The organism is Pedobacter sp. MR22-3, from assembly GCF_026240075.1.
GTDB lineage: Bacteria > Bacteroidota > Bacteroidia > Sphingobacteriales > Sphingobacteriaceae > Pedobacter.
In genome coordinates, this window is the sequence record NZ_JAPIVF010000006.1 from 231674 (window position 1) to 247079 (window position 15406).

At 39.2% G+C, this 15406-nt stretch carries 9 protein-coding genes and 1 tRNA gene; 7 read left to right on the plus strand and 3 right to left on the minus strand.

Going from position 1 to position 15406, the window contains the following annotated elements; translation table 11 throughout:
- Positions 1 to 387: 387 nt before the first annotated feature.
- The gene (locus tag OQ267_RS16215; RefSeq protein WP_265836903.1) at positions 388 to 1419 is read left to right on the plus strand and encodes a heme-binding protein; all 1032 of its coding nucleotides are present in this window, start codon (positions 388 to 390) and stop codon (positions 1417 to 1419) included.
- A 62-nt stretch (positions 1420 to 1481) separates the two neighbouring features.
- The gene (locus tag OQ267_RS16220) at positions 1482 to 1610 is read left to right on the plus strand and encodes a hypothetical protein (protein ID WP_265836904.1); all 129 of its coding nucleotides are present in this window, start codon (positions 1482 to 1484) and stop codon (positions 1608 to 1610) included.
- 129 nt (positions 1611 to 1739) lie between these two features.
- Here the strand turns inward: OQ267_RS16220 and OQ267_RS16225 are convergent.
- Positions 1740 to 1813 (minus strand) — tRNA-Ile (locus tag OQ267_RS16225).
- A gap of 319 nt (positions 1814 to 2132) precedes the next feature.
- Here OQ267_RS16225 and OQ267_RS16230 point away from each other — a divergent pair.
- From OQ267_RS16230 to OQ267_RS16250, 5 genes are all read left to right on the plus strand, one after another.
- Positions 2133 to 3362 (plus strand): Pycsar system effector family protein, encoded by a 1230-nt coding sequence (locus OQ267_RS16230; RefSeq protein WP_265836905.1) that lies wholly within the window; start codon positions 2133 to 2135, stop codon positions 3360 to 3362.
- Positions 3362 to 5404, plus strand: coding sequence for a polyphosphate kinase 1 (ppk1, locus tag OQ267_RS16235; RefSeq protein ID WP_265836906.1), 2043 nt, complete (start codon positions 3362 to 3364; stop codon positions 5402 to 5404). Before OQ267_RS16230 ends, ppk1 begins: the two co-directional genes overlap by 1 nt.
- Positions 5405 to 5415: 11 nt before the next feature.
- Entirely contained in the window at positions 5416 to 6330 is a 915-nt protein-coding gene (locus tag OQ267_RS16240; RefSeq protein WP_265817588.1) for an SdiA-regulated domain-containing protein, read from the plus strand.
- 45 nt (positions 6331 to 6375) lie between these two features.
- Positions 6376 to 9984, plus strand: coding sequence for a BamA/TamA family outer membrane protein (locus OQ267_RS16245; protein WP_265836908.1), 3609 nt, complete (start codon positions 6376 to 6378; stop codon positions 9982 to 9984).
- 126 nt (positions 9985 to 10110) lie between these two features.
- Positions 10111 to 12525 (plus strand): GAF domain-containing protein, encoded by a 2415-nt coding sequence (locus OQ267_RS16250; protein ID WP_265836910.1) that lies wholly within the window; start codon positions 10111 to 10113, stop codon positions 12523 to 12525.
- A 21-nt stretch (positions 12526 to 12546) separates the two neighbouring features.
- Here the strand turns inward: OQ267_RS16250 and OQ267_RS16255 are convergent, their stop codons facing one another.
- Together OQ267_RS16255 and OQ267_RS16260 are read right to left on the minus strand one after the other, a co-directional pair.
- A complete protein-coding gene (locus tag OQ267_RS16255; RefSeq protein WP_265817591.1) occupies positions 12547 to 14490 on the minus strand; it encodes an LTA synthase family protein in 1944 nt (647 codons plus the stop codon).
- Positions 14491 to 14601: 111 nt separating this feature from the next.
- Entirely contained in the window at positions 14602 to 15204 is a 603-nt protein-coding gene (locus tag OQ267_RS16260; protein WP_265817592.1) for a GIN domain-containing protein, read from the minus strand.
- Positions 15205 to 15406 lie beyond the last annotated feature (202 nt).

Consider the following 15406-nt stretch of genomic DNA (forward strand, 5'->3'; position numbering starts at 1 on the left):
ATTATTGAAGATTTTATGTGCTAGCCGGGCTCGAACCAGCGTCCAAAAGAAAAGTATTCAAGTCTATTCCTCAACAATCAAAGAGGTCATCAGAAAGGCAATTTTAAATTCCTCAATAATAATTTAGTGTAGTGATCCATAGGTACAGGTGTTCGGAATCAACTGGCCGGCACAAACAATGCTACTTGAACAGGGTAAAATCACCTGCTTTATTTACGTATAATCACCTGTTTTTTAAATATTTAATAGGAATTTAAAACTATATGAATAGATTTAATTAACCACCTTTACAACCCCCTTGTGTAAACATTAAATGTAAACCGACAAAGGATAAGACAGAGGGGGTGGGAATGCATTTTAATCGTATAAACCTTAAACAAACAAGATATGACAGAGAAATTAAACCGTTTCGGCATGGGTGCACAATTTGTGCCTGCTGAAGCACTCGGGCTTGCAGAACTTGGCCCTTTAAAACAATTGGTAGGCGAATGGGAAAGCGTAGTCATAAATGGAACCGGCGGCGTTACACCAAGTGGATGGAATGTAATATCCGTACCGCACCCTGACGGATTTATTTTTGAGGTGATACCTTATAAAGAAAACCTGAAATTCTCCACCGTGGCTGTTAGCGCAGGGAACAGGGGGCCTGTTCTGAATGGAAAGGAATTTGATCAGCAGATATTCGGCCTGTTTTATGAGCAGCAGATCATCAGCGTATGCGATACCGACTTTTGCAACACCAGGGGCTTTGGCAATGGCCAGATCATACATGCTGAAACAGGTTTAATGCTTTTTATAACAAATTTTAACGGCGGCTTTGATATTGCCCGCTTAGGTACCATCCCTCATGGTAACGCGGTATTGGCGCTTGGTAAAGCTTTAACAGTACCTGCGCCGGATACGAATTTCTTCGAAGTGGCCTCTGCAGAATGCACGCATCTTGATGGCAGCCCGATTACGGCGCTTGGGTATAATGATAAGATCATCGGTGTTCCTCAGTTCCCTGGCTTTGCACAATCTGATCCGAATAGCTTCCTGAAAACAACACTTGATGGCATCGTAGGAAAAGGCTCCATTACCGATATGACGGTTCTTCCGATGTCTACCAAACACCCTGATGCCACGGGTGGAATTCTGAACATCCCGTTTATTCAAACCAATGTTACAGCAACATCCATGGATGCAATTTTTTGGATTGAAAACATCACCGGCGGCAGCGAAACGGAACTTCTGCAATACACTCAAACCATTAACCTGGTATTTCCGGCCACCGGCACGGTTGAACCTATCATTTGGCCGCATATCACCGTGAGCACACTGAAGCGCATGCAGGCCGTATCCGAATTAGGAGCTGTGGAAAGCCTGAAAGCTTCTGCCGCTGAGAATGTAATAGACACTCCGGGCGTTCCGCAATTATAAGTTTGACAATTTGCAGCTATACAGATCAATTGTATTACCAAACTGATGATCCTACTGTTATTATGAAAGATCAACCTCAATACAGGTTATGGAAAGATGCGGATCCGGATGTAGCCATAGTAGGGGCGGGTATGTCCGGCCTCTATTCGGCTTACCGTTTATGCACCGGCACCACTACAGGCGAAATCTAGGTTGGTAGCTCACCAACTGCAAAACTCAAGGCTGTACATTTCAAAAAACAGCATTTAAACTAATATTAAAGCAGATTAATTTTTTAACTAAAAAACAAAACCCTCTTTACGGATTGTAAAGAGGGTTTGTGGGCCCAGCTGGGCTCGAACCAGCGACCAAAAGATTATGAGTCTTCTACTCTAACCAACTGAGCTATAGGCCCCGAAAAAACATTTGTTTTTTGCGAGTGCAATGTTACAAATTTGCATCCGCTTTTAAAAAACTTTTTTTCAAAAAATAACGTAAATGTGTCATCAATCTAATTTTCAGGTGATTGTATTGATAACTTTCAGGACTCACCTGATTGAGTAAGAAACAGGGAGCATAATCCACCAGGTCCGGATTTTGTTAAATGTTTAAAGGCTTGATTTTATTTAAATTTAACGTAGTTTTATATCCGGTATCACCCGTCATTTTTTTTTGTTTTCAAGAAGCAGAAAACTGCGTGAGTGAACCATAAAAAAAGATCACATTAGAGCACTATGTCCCAAGACTATAAACAATTGCAACTTGAGGTAGAAAAACAGGTTAGTAATTATTTTCATACCCATCATGATCCACGCCTGGTTTATCATAACCTGGAACACACCCGTGAAGTGGTCAATGCTGCGCAGCAAATTGCCAATCACTACCAGTTAAATGAAGCGGATTTTTTCACCATTACTGTTGCGGCTTATTTTCATGATACCGGCTATTTCGATGATGCATTGAAACATGAGGAAAAAGGAGCAGAGCTGGCCGAAAAATTCTTAAGCGAACACCAGGTGGGGGAAGACATCAAAGAAAAGGTTAAAAATGCGATTTTATCCACCAGGATTCCACAAAACCCTAAAAGTCAGCTCGACAAAATCATTTGCGATGCTGATTTATTTCACCTTGGCCTGCCTGATTTCCGTAAGAAAGGAAAGCTGATGCACAAAGAAGTTGAACTGATATACAAAAAAAAAATCAGCAAACTGGATTGGCGAAAAAGAGACATCCAGTTTATGGAGTCGCACCATTACCAAACCGACTATGCCGCCCTGTTGCTCAACGATCAGAAACAGGCGAATATCAGTAAGCTTAAAAGCAAGCTGACTGCACAGGAAGAAATCGCCACCGAACAGGAGGAACCTAAAAATTTTGCACCTTCATTGGTGCTGGATGATAAAGAGGGTAAAAAGAAAGGCAAAGGCGACCGGCCGGATAAAGGAATTGAAACCATGTTCAGGATTACCTCGGCCAACAACCAACGCTTAAGCGATATGGCAGATAATAAAGCACACATCCTGATAACGGTAAATTCCATCATGCTTTCACTGATTGTAAGTTTGTTGCTCAGGAGACTGGAAGACCACGGAAACCTGATTATCCCCACGTTTATCCTGCTCATGGTGAGTTTAACCTGTGTGGTGGTATCTATCTTATCTACCCGCCCGTCAATTCCACAGGGAGAGTTTACCCAGGAAGACATGGACAATAAAAAAGTTAACCTCTTGTTTTTCGGTAATTTTTATAAAATGAGCTTACCCCGCTATACTGATGGCATGATTCAGGTCATGAATGATAAGGATTTTTTGTATGGCACATTGATCACAGATGTCTATTCTCAGGGGGTAGTTTTAGGTCGGAAATATAAACTGATCCGCCTGGCTTATAATATTTTTATGTTTGGGTTGATTGCGGCGGTATTGGCTTTTGTTATTGCATACGCAGCTTACGGTAAACTTTAATGGCGCAAACTACAGAAACTGCTTTTTTCAACAGAGATCTGAGCTGGCTGAAATTTAATGAACGAATTTTAACAGAAGCAGGACGCAGCACGGTTCCATTACTGGAGCGGATTAAATTTCTTTCCATTTTTTCCTCCAATCTCGACGAGTTTTATCGCGTCAGGATGCCTGTATTACTGGCACTCGAAAAATTAAGCAATAAGGAAAACAATGATATTCATATTGAAGAAGACCTGCTGAGAAGTGCCAATCATTTAATTACCCGTCAGCAGCAGCAATATGGCAGAATCCTGCAGCTGGAGATTATTCCGCAGTTAAAAGAAAAGCAGATTAACCTGCTTTACGGACAGCCATTTCCACCGGAGATTCAAAAACCAGTTACCAGATATTTTTTGAGCCAGGTGATGGCCTTTCTTCAACCGGTTTACCTGGATCAGGAGACCAATTTTTTTCCTGCAAATAATGAGCTGTATTTCCTCATTACTTTAAAAAATGAGCATGAAACCAAGTCGGTAATTTTAAATATCCCGTCCAATGAGTTGCCGCGGTTTTATAAAACAGAAGGGGAAAATGAAACTTTCGTGGTGTTTCTTGATGATATCGTAAGGTTTCACCTGGATAGGGTATTTCCGGGAGATGAGGTACTGGGTTGCTTTAGTTTTAAAATTACAAGAGATGCGGAGATTGACCTGAAGGATGAGTATTCCGGAAATTTATCCGATCAGCTGGAGAAGCAGCTGATGAAGCGGGATTTGGGTTTAGCCACCCGTTTTCTGCATCAGCCGGGCATTCCTCCAAATGTTTTTGAGGAGATGAAAAAGCTCTTCAACCTTAAAAAAGCAAACAGGGTAGAAGGTGGTCAATACCATAACCTGAAAGACCTGATGGCTTTTCCGGTGAAAAATGATCAGCTCTTAAATGCATCATGGCGCAAAATCTGCAATACTGATTTCGTAGAAAAGACACTTACAGCAGCCATTACCAAAAAGGATATCATCATTCATACACCCTTTCAAAGTTATGATAGCGTGCTGCGGTTCTTCAATGAAGCCGCTATAGATGAAAATGTCAAGGAGATTTATGTAACACTTTACCGGGTAGCGAGCGATTCAAAAATTGTGAATGCATTAATCAGTGCCGCTAAAAACGGGAAGAAAGTAACCGTTCTGGTGGAGTTGAAGGCTAGGTTTGATGAAGCCAATAACATCAAGTGGGCTAAAAAAATGAAATCGGTTGGAGTCGACATTATTTACAGCGTAACAGCCCTTAAGGTGCATGCAAAGGTAGCACTGGTAAAACGTGAAATAGCGGGCCGGATGCATTATCTGGGATTGTTTGCTACAGGAAATTTTAATGAAAGCACGGCTTCTTTTTATACAGACCATATCTTAATGACCGCCCATAAAGAAATGCTGCGCGAAGTGGAGTTATTGTTTATTTTTCTGGCAAAACGCATAAAGCCTACTTCTGCTGATCTCATTCCTTTTCAGCATTTGCTGGTGGCTCAGTTTAACCTGCAGCAGGCTTTTCTTCAGTTGATTGAGCGGGAAATTGAACATGCAAGACAAGGTAAACCGGCAACCATCACCATTAAAATGAATAACCTCGAAGAAAAGGTTTTAATCAATAAACTATACGAGGCATCGCAAAGTGGGGTAAAGATAAACATGTTTGTGCGGAGCATCTGCAGGTTGATTCCGGGGGTGAAGGGAATGAGCGAAAATATTACAGTCACCAGAATTGTAGACCGTTACCTGGAGCACGGACGGATTTTTATCTTCCATAACGAAGGTAAAAACGATGTTTATCTGGGGTCTGCCGACTGGATGAACCGGAATATTTACCGCAGGATAGAAGTTTGCTTTCCTATTTATGACGAGCAAATTAAAAAGGAAATCCTGGAAATTATCGAGATTCAAAAACAGGATAACATGCAGGCTGTTATAATAAATGATCAAATGGAAAATGTTCCCGTTCAAACTGGTGAACCTGCCATTGCTTCACAACAGGCCATCTATCAATTTTTAAAAAACAAGTATTAAATTTTCATTTTATGAATAAGAATAAAACAAAACTAACCGCTATTATTACACTTTTCACCGTAGCATTTATCGGGGTTTCATGTGTAAACGGAAAACATGATGATGAGGGAAAGAAGAAGGATAAAATGACGACTGAAAATGCTGTTTCCACTATTGAAAAAGCAGATTTTCCTTATGATCTGGCTAATCCGGTAAAATATAATATGCCACAGAATTTATTTGAAATTTCGGGCATTACTTTTCATCATGGAGATCCGAAACAGGTTTTTGCCATTCAGGATGAAGATGGTGATTTATTTCATTTGGGCTTAAATGATAAAGATGCACAATTTACCAAATTTGGAGGGAAAGGTGATTATGAAGACCTGGCGATCATTAATGATCAGGTAATTGTGCTTAAGAGTAATGGAGAACTGCATACTTTTCCCATTTCAAAAATTAATACTCCGGAAGTAGCTGACGTTATTAAAACAAAAGACCTGGTGCCAAAAGCTGAATATGAAGGTTTAGCTTCAGATGAGAAGGCTGGTATGGTTTATATTTTAACCAAAGAAGTGAAAAAAGGTAAAAAGTCGGATACCGAAATATTTGCTTTTAAATTTAATGAAGGCACTTTTACGCCTGCAGGAACTTTTAAACTTTCTCATCAGGAAATTGCTGCTGCGGCAGGTACATCTAAAATGAATTTCCGCCCTTCGGCATTGGCCAAAAACCCGAAAACAGGAGAGTGGTATATCCTTTCTTCCATGAATAAGTTATTGGTGATAACTGACGCCGACTTTAAGATAAAATCAACTCAAGCCTTAAAAGGAGATGCTTTTAACCAACCTGAAGGCATTGCGTTTGATCGGGATAATAATCTTTATATTTCAAATGAAGGTGGGTCTTTAGCTGCAGGAAATATTTTAATGTTTAAGGTCAGATAGGCTTTATTAAAATTAATTATCTTTATCTGAAATAACCCCTAAGCGATGATCAAAACGTTTACCCTATTTATTGCCTTCTTTTTTTTATTTGTTTTTAATTCTTTCGCTCAGGATGATGTTAAATACCGTGTAATTCTTTTCGGCGATGCCGGAGAAATGAATGCTGCCCAGATGCAGGATTTAAAAAATGCCGCCAAGCAGATTATTCCAAAAAAAACCACTGTGGTTTATCTTGGCGATAACATTTATCCCACAGGAATGGGTTTGCCTGGAAGTATTGAAGAAGAGGAGACAAAAAAAATATTACGGTCACAATTTGAACCCATGCGCAGTATGGGCGCAAGTGTTTATTTCATTCCGGGTAATCATGACTGGGATAAATCCGGACCAGATGGTTTGGCGAAAATCAAAGCACAGGATGATTATTTAAAAGCGCAGAACGATCCATTGCTTAAATTAATTCCTGCGAACGGGTGTCCTGATCCGGTAGCCATCAACCTCACCGATAAACTCACCATCATTGCTTATGATAGTGAGTGGTGGCTATTTCCATATAAAAAATCAAATCCGGCAGGTGAATGTGATTGCAATACCAAAGATGAAGTGCTGGTACGCATGGAAGAACTGCTGGAACAAAATAAAAACAAGGTGATCTTATTGGCTTCACACCATCCATTTCAGAGTTATGGGCCACATGGCGGCTATTTTAATTTAAGAAATCACCTTTTTCCATTGACTTCCCTAAATAAGAATTTATATATCCCGATGCCGGTTTTGGGCTCGGTTTATCCTTTGTTAAGATCTACGCTTTTAAGTCCTGAAGATTTAAATCATCCGGCATATAAAGACATGATCAAATCTGTAAATGGTGTTTTTGGCGATTATCCGAATGTAACTTATGTGGCCGGGCATGAGCATGGTTTACAAATGATTAAAGGGAAACAACTGCAGATTATCAGTGGTTCCGGATCAAAGGTTTCGCCGAATAAAAAGGGCAAAAATTCCTTATTTCAGGAAATGCAGCAGGGCTATGTCATTGCTGATCAGTTGAAAAATAATGATATGCGCTATGCGTATTACATTTATTCGGATACCAGCGTTAAACAGGTTTACAGCTATATTAAAAAGTTTGCAGAAATTCCTTCAAAAATTAGAAACAGGGATAAGCCGCTTACAGCCGATAGTATTTTTGTACGCATTAAACCGGAGTACGATAGCGTAGGGCGTTTTCATCGGTATGTTTTTGGTGAAAATTACCGGAAGGAATATGCCGAAAGAACTAAAGTTCCGGTGTTGCATGTCTCAAAAATGAAAGGTGGCCTTAAAGCCACTCAACGCGGAGGAGGTAACCAGTCGCGCTCTTTAAGACTGGAAGATAAAGACGGGAAGGAATATGTGTTGCGTAGCATAGAAAAATACCCGGAGGTTCTGCTGCCTGAGGCCTTGCGGAATACCTTTGCAAAAGACGTGATTAAAGATAACATGTCTGCCCAGCATCCCTTCTCAGCTTTGGTTGTTCCTGACCTGGCAGATGCAGCTAAAATTCCACATACCAATCCGGTTATCGGCTGGGTTTCTCCTGATGATGGTTTAGGCGAGTTTGAATCTGCTTTTGCCAATACACTATGCTTATTTGAGGAGCGCGAGCCTGTAGGAGAATCAGACAGTTCACCGAAAATGGATAAAAAATTAACGGATGACAACGATAATAAATTAGATGGCCCGGCCTGGGTAAAGGCAAGATCACTTGATGTATTGCTTGGCGATTGGGACAGGCATGAAGACCAGTGGCGCTGGAAGGAAACCAAAACCAAAGATGGCTCAAATTATACACCTGTACCAAGAGACCGCGACCAGGTTTTTTTCCGTTCAGATGGTTTTTTACAACGTTTTACACAATCATCCTCTTTGCTCCCAATGATGCAGGGCTACGAACGGCCCATACAAAATATTAACTGGTTTTTATGGGAAGGCAGGGAAATCAGCAGCCGCTGGACCGCAAATATAACGGAAGATGAATTTAACCAGATAGTGAAAGATTTCTGCGCCAATTACAATGATGCCGTTTTTGAAAAGGCCTTGCGGAAACTTCCTGAGCCGAGCTATTCATTACATCATGACGAATTTTTAAAAAGGTTGCGTGAGCGGGTAGCCAGTTTGCCTAAACTGATGAATGATTACTATCATTTCTTTAACCGCATCGTTGATATAGAAGTAACCAATAAAAATGAACGCATTAAAATCAGCGATACCAAGGAAAATGGTTTGCGGGTGAAGATTAATAAAATATCAAAAGAAGGCAATATCAAAGATGAATTGTTTGACCGGAAGTTCGACCCCAAAGTGACGAAGGAAATTCGGGTGTATATGCATAATGGGAATGACAGCTTAATTCTCGACAATAAAAATTCTGCCATTAAAATCCGGATAATTGGAGGTAAGGGGGAGAAATATTACGATTTTGCAAATAGCAGTGGCAGGGTAAAATTATACGGTCGTACAGATAAGGCAACTTACGCTGGTAATGATCAGAATAAAATCAACAAAATTATTTCCAATGATACGGCAAACTTCAGTTACATCCCTAAAGATATGTATGTGCGGAGATCATATAATTTAAACGCAGGTTACAACAGGGATGATGGGATTTTACTGGGTTTAATTTACAAGCAAACCAATCCGGGGTTCCGTAAGCAACCCTGGGGCAATTCACAAACGGTTTCATTTTTGCATTCTTTCTCTACCAGGGCATTCCGTTTTAATTATAAGGGCGAATGGTTAAAAGCATTGGGTAAGGGAGATTTATTGGTAAACGGTTATGCTTTTGCCCCCAATAATAACCAGAATTTCTTCGGTTTAGGTAATGATACTCATTTTGATGAACATGGTGATGATATCCGCTACTACAGGGCCAGGTTTAACCTGTACCAGGTAGATGCAGCCATCAGGTGGCGTAAACCCAAATCAACCTTTTCTGTAGGACCCTCTTATCAGTATTATAAGTTCAACCGCGAAGATAACGAAGGCCGTTTTATCCTCAATGCTGATCAGTTGCACTCTGCAGATAGCTTAACGGTGCGTAACGAAAAAATGTTTGCCGGGGCGATTGTAAATTTCACCAATAACACCAGGGATAATGACCTCCTACCTACCTTGGGAAGTTTTGTAGATTTTAAATTGCTTGGCTATAAGGGTGTTAACCAATATTCAAATTCTTTCGGGCAGTTAACAGCAAGTATTGCCTTATATAAAAATTTAGACGGCAGGAAAAATTTTATTCTGGCGGATCGTTTTGGTGGTGGTGTAACGGTTGGAAAACCGGCATTTTATCAGGCCTTATACCTTGGTGGGCAGGGTAATCTTCAGGGTTACCGGCAGTTCAGGTTTGCCGGTGAACATATTTTTTACAATAATTTAGAGTTAAGGGCGAAACTGGGTGATTTGGTCAGTTATGTTTTACCCGGACAAATTGGCTTGCTGGGCTTCTATGATGTTGGCCGGGTTTGGCAACGGAATGAAGTGTCTACCACCTGGCATCACGGTGTAGGTGGTGGCTTGTATTTTGCACCGGCATCACTCACAGTTGTACGATTTGTAATGGGACATTCTTCAGAAGGATGGTACCCATACGTTTCTTTAAACTTTAGGTATTAAATTTGTAAAGCTTTAGTCAGGGGACCATCTCCAAGTATTACGTTATAAAGACCTATTATTAAAGAAGAGGTAATATCTTTGTACTGAATAAGATAACTGTAAATATTCCAAGAAAGGAAATCCGTCATGAATACCAACGTAATTCAAATACATAAAAACGAATGTTTCAAGCATCAGATAGATTCGTCGCTTTCCTTTCGCCCGCTGGTGGAGTATTTAAAAGGAAGGTTGAAAACGGAGAAATCCGTAAAATCTGAGTTTTACAGGTTTCTGCTGGAAAAAATTGAGAAAGAGAAGTTACTCCTAAATAATATCAAGGCAAAAGATCTGGTTCAATATAAAGATACTTTAGAACTTATTTTTACCATCCTTACACCATTGATGGATAATGAGGATGATTTGTTCTGGGCCTTGAGTACCCCGGTTCCGGATGAAATTTTCTTCAGTACAAATGCATTTTACAATTTTTTTAAGGATCACGATCCTAAAAATAAGATTACCAAGGATAGCGAACCGGTTGAAAAGAAACAGCTTAAGTTTATTTATAATATTATTTTATTGCGCTTTTACAACTTTACCTCTGTAATTAAAAATGAAGTTATTTATGGACATGTAAATGAGAAAACCAAGCTTACGCAATATTACAACATTCAAACGGATACCAAGTTTGTAGACATCCAGTATAAAGGAGAACTTCCTGAACTTAATTTTGAAGAACTCGGAAAATATTTTCAGGAGGATAATGAACTGGAATACCTGCTGAAGCATTTGCCACTAAATGATTTTTCTTTCGATGGATTCAGTATCATTTCCATCACCGATGTAACGCTACAGCATGCTATTGATGGTATTCGTGATGCCCTCGTTAATCATGATTATCAGAATGATGCTTATACGCACGTTATCCAGGCACTGAAAAGCTTAAGTGGCGATGGCAACCTGGAATTTGGATTAATGCCATTTTTAACGGTAAATAACAAACTGGTTTTTGATCACCTGGAATTTTCTCAAAGCAAGCTGATCAATTCGGCAAAAGCTTCCTATGTAGAAGAAGAGGTGTTCTACTCCCTGGTTGATAAATATATGGAAAACCCCAAAGCCATTTTTGTAAGTTCCATTAATGATGAGCTGATTTTGAAAGATCCTTTCTTAAAGGTATTGAAAGAGGCGGGGGTATGTTCTTATTCTGTGTTACCGGTTTATTATAATACCCAGCTGGCCGGTGTACTGGAGGTTTATTCTGATAATGAAGTAATTATTGATGATAGGTTATTGTCGAGATTGCGCCCGGCTATGCCTTTGATCGGGCAACTTTTCCAATATAATATCGAGGATTTTAATGCTAAAATGGATGAAGTGCTGATGGATAAATTCACGGCCTTACAACCTTCTGTACAGTGGAAATTTAATGAGGCCGTATGGCACTTTCTTCAAAAGAACAGCAGTAAAAACAAGATTAAAGAAATTGAAACGGTTACATTTAAACACATGTATCCATTATTTGGTGCCATTGATATCCGTAACTCCACCATTGAGCGGAATAAAGCTTTAAAGGATGATTTGAGTGTGCTGCTGGAGAGTCTAATACAGGCATTGAAAGCAATCAGGAAAGTTGTTTCCCTTGAAATTACAGAGAAAATTTTGTTTAACTGTAAAGACTGGACTAAAAGGATAGATCATCTGACTTCTTCGAATGAAGAGAGTCAGCTTAACGAATTCCTTGCTGCTGAGGTTTACCCTTTCCTTTCCATTATCAAGGCCAACTATCCGCAAACGGCTGAAATTGTAGATGATTATTTTAAGGTCATTATTCCTGAAACCGGGAGTGCTTATTCTAACCGCAGAAAGCTGGAAGTTTCCATGCAGATGATCAATACCGAGGTAAGCCAGTACCTGGAAAAATCGCAAGCCAACCTGCAGGAATCTTATCCTTGTTATTTTGCCAAGTTTAGAACAGACGGGGTGGAGTATGACATTTATATCGGGCAGGAAATTGCGCCGCAGAAACCTTTTGATTTATTATACTTAAAAAATATCCGCTTATGGCAGCTGACTTCAATGGTGGAGATCGCCAGGCTGTCCAAGGGTTTAATCGGAGAAATCCCTTTTCCGCTGGAAACGACTCAGTTAATTTTTATTCATTCAAACCCCATCGACATTAGTTTCAGGAACGATGAGCGAAGATTCGATGTAGAGGGTGCCTATAATATCCGTTATGAAGTGGTGAAGAAACGGATTGATAAAGTATTAATCAAAGGAAAGAATGAACGCCTGACCCAGCCGGATAAAATTTCAATGGTTTATTTTAATCCGGATGAAGCCAAAGAATATATGGAGTACATCAAATACATGCAGGTTCAGGGCTATTTTAATGATGATTTAGAACAACTTGACCTCGAAGAGTTGCAAGGTGTTTCCGGTTTAAGGGCATTGCGTGTTGGGGTTAAATACGTTGAACCTAAAAAGGAAACCGTAAAAAAATTAAAGGCGAAAGAACTGGAATCTATGGAGAAAGAGATTGCTTCCATAATGGAAAGCTAAATTCTAACTGTCTACCTTTTATTATAGTTTCAATTTACCATCTTTGAACAAATCAAAAGCTGTTTGATAATTGGCAATGCCTTCATTTATCATTTGTTTAGATAGCTGATGCGGTTTTTGTGTATTTTTCAATGGATTATACAAATAAGTATCAATCTTTCGGTGCGGACTGAGCAAAAGCAAACTATCGCCTTTGAGGTAGGCGAGTTTTTGGTAAGTACCTAAAAATGCCCTGGGCTGATAATGATCTGCCAGGACATTCTGACCATAAAATTCACTATCATAACTCCAGCCTAATAAATACCAGAGTGTTGGGAATAAATCAATCTGCGAAGTCATTTTACTGATATTCCTATTCGGCTGGTGGCTTAAATTTAAAATCATACAGGGAATCTGATATTTAGAAATATCAACCTCGTTTTTTCCGGCACTGCTGGCGCAATGATCTGCAACAATAATGATCACCGTATTTTTAAAATAAGGTCGTGTTTTTATCTTGTCGATGAATTTTCCAATGGCATAATCTGTATACCGTACGGCGGCTTCTCTTGTTCCTACGGGTAGGTTAATTTTATTTGCCGGAAAAGTAAAAGGCCTGTGGTTGGAGGTGGTCATGATGAAATCATTAAATAGCTGGTGCTGCTTATATTTTTCGTCGGCATCCTTTATCGCCACATTAAAAATATCTTCATCACAAATCCCCCAGGCATTTTCAAAGGTTACTTCCTGGTCGGCAATTAATGTCCGGCTGCCCTGATAGGTTTCATCCAGTAATTTTCTTCCGCGGTCTACAATATTATAACCATTGTTGCCAAAGAAATGGTTCATATTGTCAAAATAACCATCTCCACCATAAAAGAAGGTATTGATATAACCTTTATCTTTAAAGACATGGCCAACGGTAAACAAGTTTTCGTTGTCATTTCGCCTGATAATGCTGCTGCCGGGAGTTGGTGGGATGGATAATGTAAGTGCTTCCATTCCCCTCACTGTCCTGGTTCCGGTTGCATACATATTACTAAAGAAAATGCTGCTGTCTGCCAGGGCATCTATGCGGGGAGTAAGTTGCTGTTTGTTACCATAGTGCGCTAAAAATTCAGCACTCAGGCTTTCCACCGTAATCATGATTACATTTGGACGGTAAGTGGAATCTGTACCCTTAATATTCCTAGAAATCGTCAGTCCGTTTTTAAAGCTTGTACCATTTTGTGCCAGTTGGTTTCTGACGATGGCAAAAGCCTTTTGGCCATCAATAAGCTGATAAAATTCATGGTAATTTAATTCATTATTTTTAAATGCCGCAAAAAAGGAATAAATACCAGCTTTACCCAGTTCATTGGCATAGCGGTTATTGCCCTGTTCTGCAGCACTGTTTTTTACAAAGAGTGAGAACAATATAGCTGTCAGCATCAGCGAAACAGTATAAACAAGGCGTTTTTTGAAAGGCATTTTACTTTCAGCATTTAAGCTGAAAATTTTTAACCTGTTAAACAGGTAGGTAATGATTAAGGCAATAGCGAGAATACCAGAAATTAAATAGGGAAGCGGATAAGATTCATTAATGTTGTGGACCACCTCATAGGTATAGATGAGGTAATCAACAGCTATAAAATTAAATCTGCTTTCAAATTCCTGCCAAAAGGTGATTTCGGCGAAGAACGAAAAAAGTGTTAGTATGACGAAGATAAAAAATATGGAAAGCGTTAAAATGCTATTCCATTTCTGCCTGTAAAGGCGATCAGGAAGAAGCAATAAATATAAGGCATAGCATGAGGTCATGATCAAGGCTGTTCCGGCATCAAAAAATAAACCAACAGCATAGCACCTCAGGATTTCGAAAAAACTGAAATCTGCATGTGAAAAAGATAAGATAAGCAGGATGGTGCGGATAACAAAAGAGCAGGTTAAAAAATAGGCAATAAAGCTTAACAGAATTGAATACCGGCCTTTGATTAAGTGGTTCATTGGGTTAATAATTTGCGCAAGATACCCTTCAATTCTGAAGATTGTCTGAATGTTCAAAAAAAATGGCTTTCTGGAAAGTCAGAAAGCCATTTTTATGTTGGTATTTTTTGGTTAATATACAGCGGCAATTTCTTTACCTGTAGCTGTAATTTCAGTGGATTTGATATTGGTTTTCAGTGCAGCAAATTTATCAATGGTAAGTTTTTGTGTGTTGCCCATCACTAAAGTATGAGTATCTGTTGAGCCACTTAATTTTAAATCGGCATCATCCTGAATTACGGTGTATAAGCCTTTTGAAATGGTATTGATTTCAGCATGTGCGTTTCCTTTTAAAAAGATTTGAAGATACAGTGAATTTAACTTGCCTTCAGTTTTAACTACTGCATTATCTGTAGCTTCAATTCTATAAATATCTGTTACATATACAATTAATTTTGCAAAAGTTCCATCAGTTGAAGTGATGCGGAGCATATCGCCGCTTTGTAAAATTTTTGCGGTGCCGGTATTATCTTCTGCATAAGCCACGCCGCTGTTTGCCCTTTGAATTAAGATAACTTCAACATTTCCTTTCACAGAAACTTTTTTAAAGCCATTAACAGCCGAAACTTTTAAAGGATGAGTTTCTGAAGCAGAAACGCTTGTTGAAAATACAGCTGTTGATAAAACGATGGCTGTTAATGTTGTTGCAATCAGGGTTTTGATTGAAGTTTTCATAATATCTTTTGTTTAATAATTTAATGTTAATTAATTGTTATTGAATTATTTAAGTAATTTATTTGTTTGTAGATAAGACGTAACGGACACCAAAACGTTGCAGACCATTTCTCGCTTTTATACCATTGCTGTAAAATTCTCGACGAACGGGCTTTAATTCAAGACGAAATTTTGTGCTTCCTTTAACGGATTGTAAAAAAAC

Bases quoted from the DNA above. Each gene is read 5' to 3' on its own strand.
- OQ267_RS16220 (WP_265836904.1), top strand. From the start codon at position 1,482: ATGAAAGATCAACCTCAATACAGGTTATGGAAAGATGCGGATCCGGAT.
- OQ267_RS16230 (WP_265836905.1), top strand. From the start codon at position 2,133: ATGTCCCAAGACTATAAACAATTGCAACTTGAGGTAGAAAAACAGGTT.
- OQ267_RS16215 (WP_265836903.1), top strand. From the start codon at position 388: ATGACAGAGAAATTAAACCGTTTCGGCATGGGTGCACAATTTGTGCCT.
- OQ267_RS16240 (WP_265817588.1), top strand. From the start codon at position 5,416: ATGAATAAGAATAAAACAAAACTAACCGCTATTATTACACTTTTCACC.
- OQ267_RS16260 (WP_265817592.1), bottom strand. From the start codon at position 15,204: ATGAAAACTTCAATCAAAACCCTGATTGCAACAACATTAACAGCCATC.
- OQ267_RS16245 (WP_265836908.1), top strand. From the start codon at position 6,376: ATGATCAAAACGTTTACCCTATTTATTGCCTTCTTTTTTTTATTTGTT.
- OQ267_RS16250 (WP_265836910.1), top strand. From the start codon at position 10,111: ATGAATACCAACGTAATTCAAATACATAAAAACGAATGTTTCAAGCAT.
- OQ267_RS16255 (WP_265817591.1), bottom strand. From the start codon at position 14,490: ATGAACCACTTAATCAAAGGCCGGTATTCAATTCTGTTAAGCTTTATT.
- ppk1 (WP_265836906.1), top strand. From the start codon at position 3,362: ATGGCGCAAACTACAGAAACTGCTTTTTTCAACAGAGATCTGAGCTGG.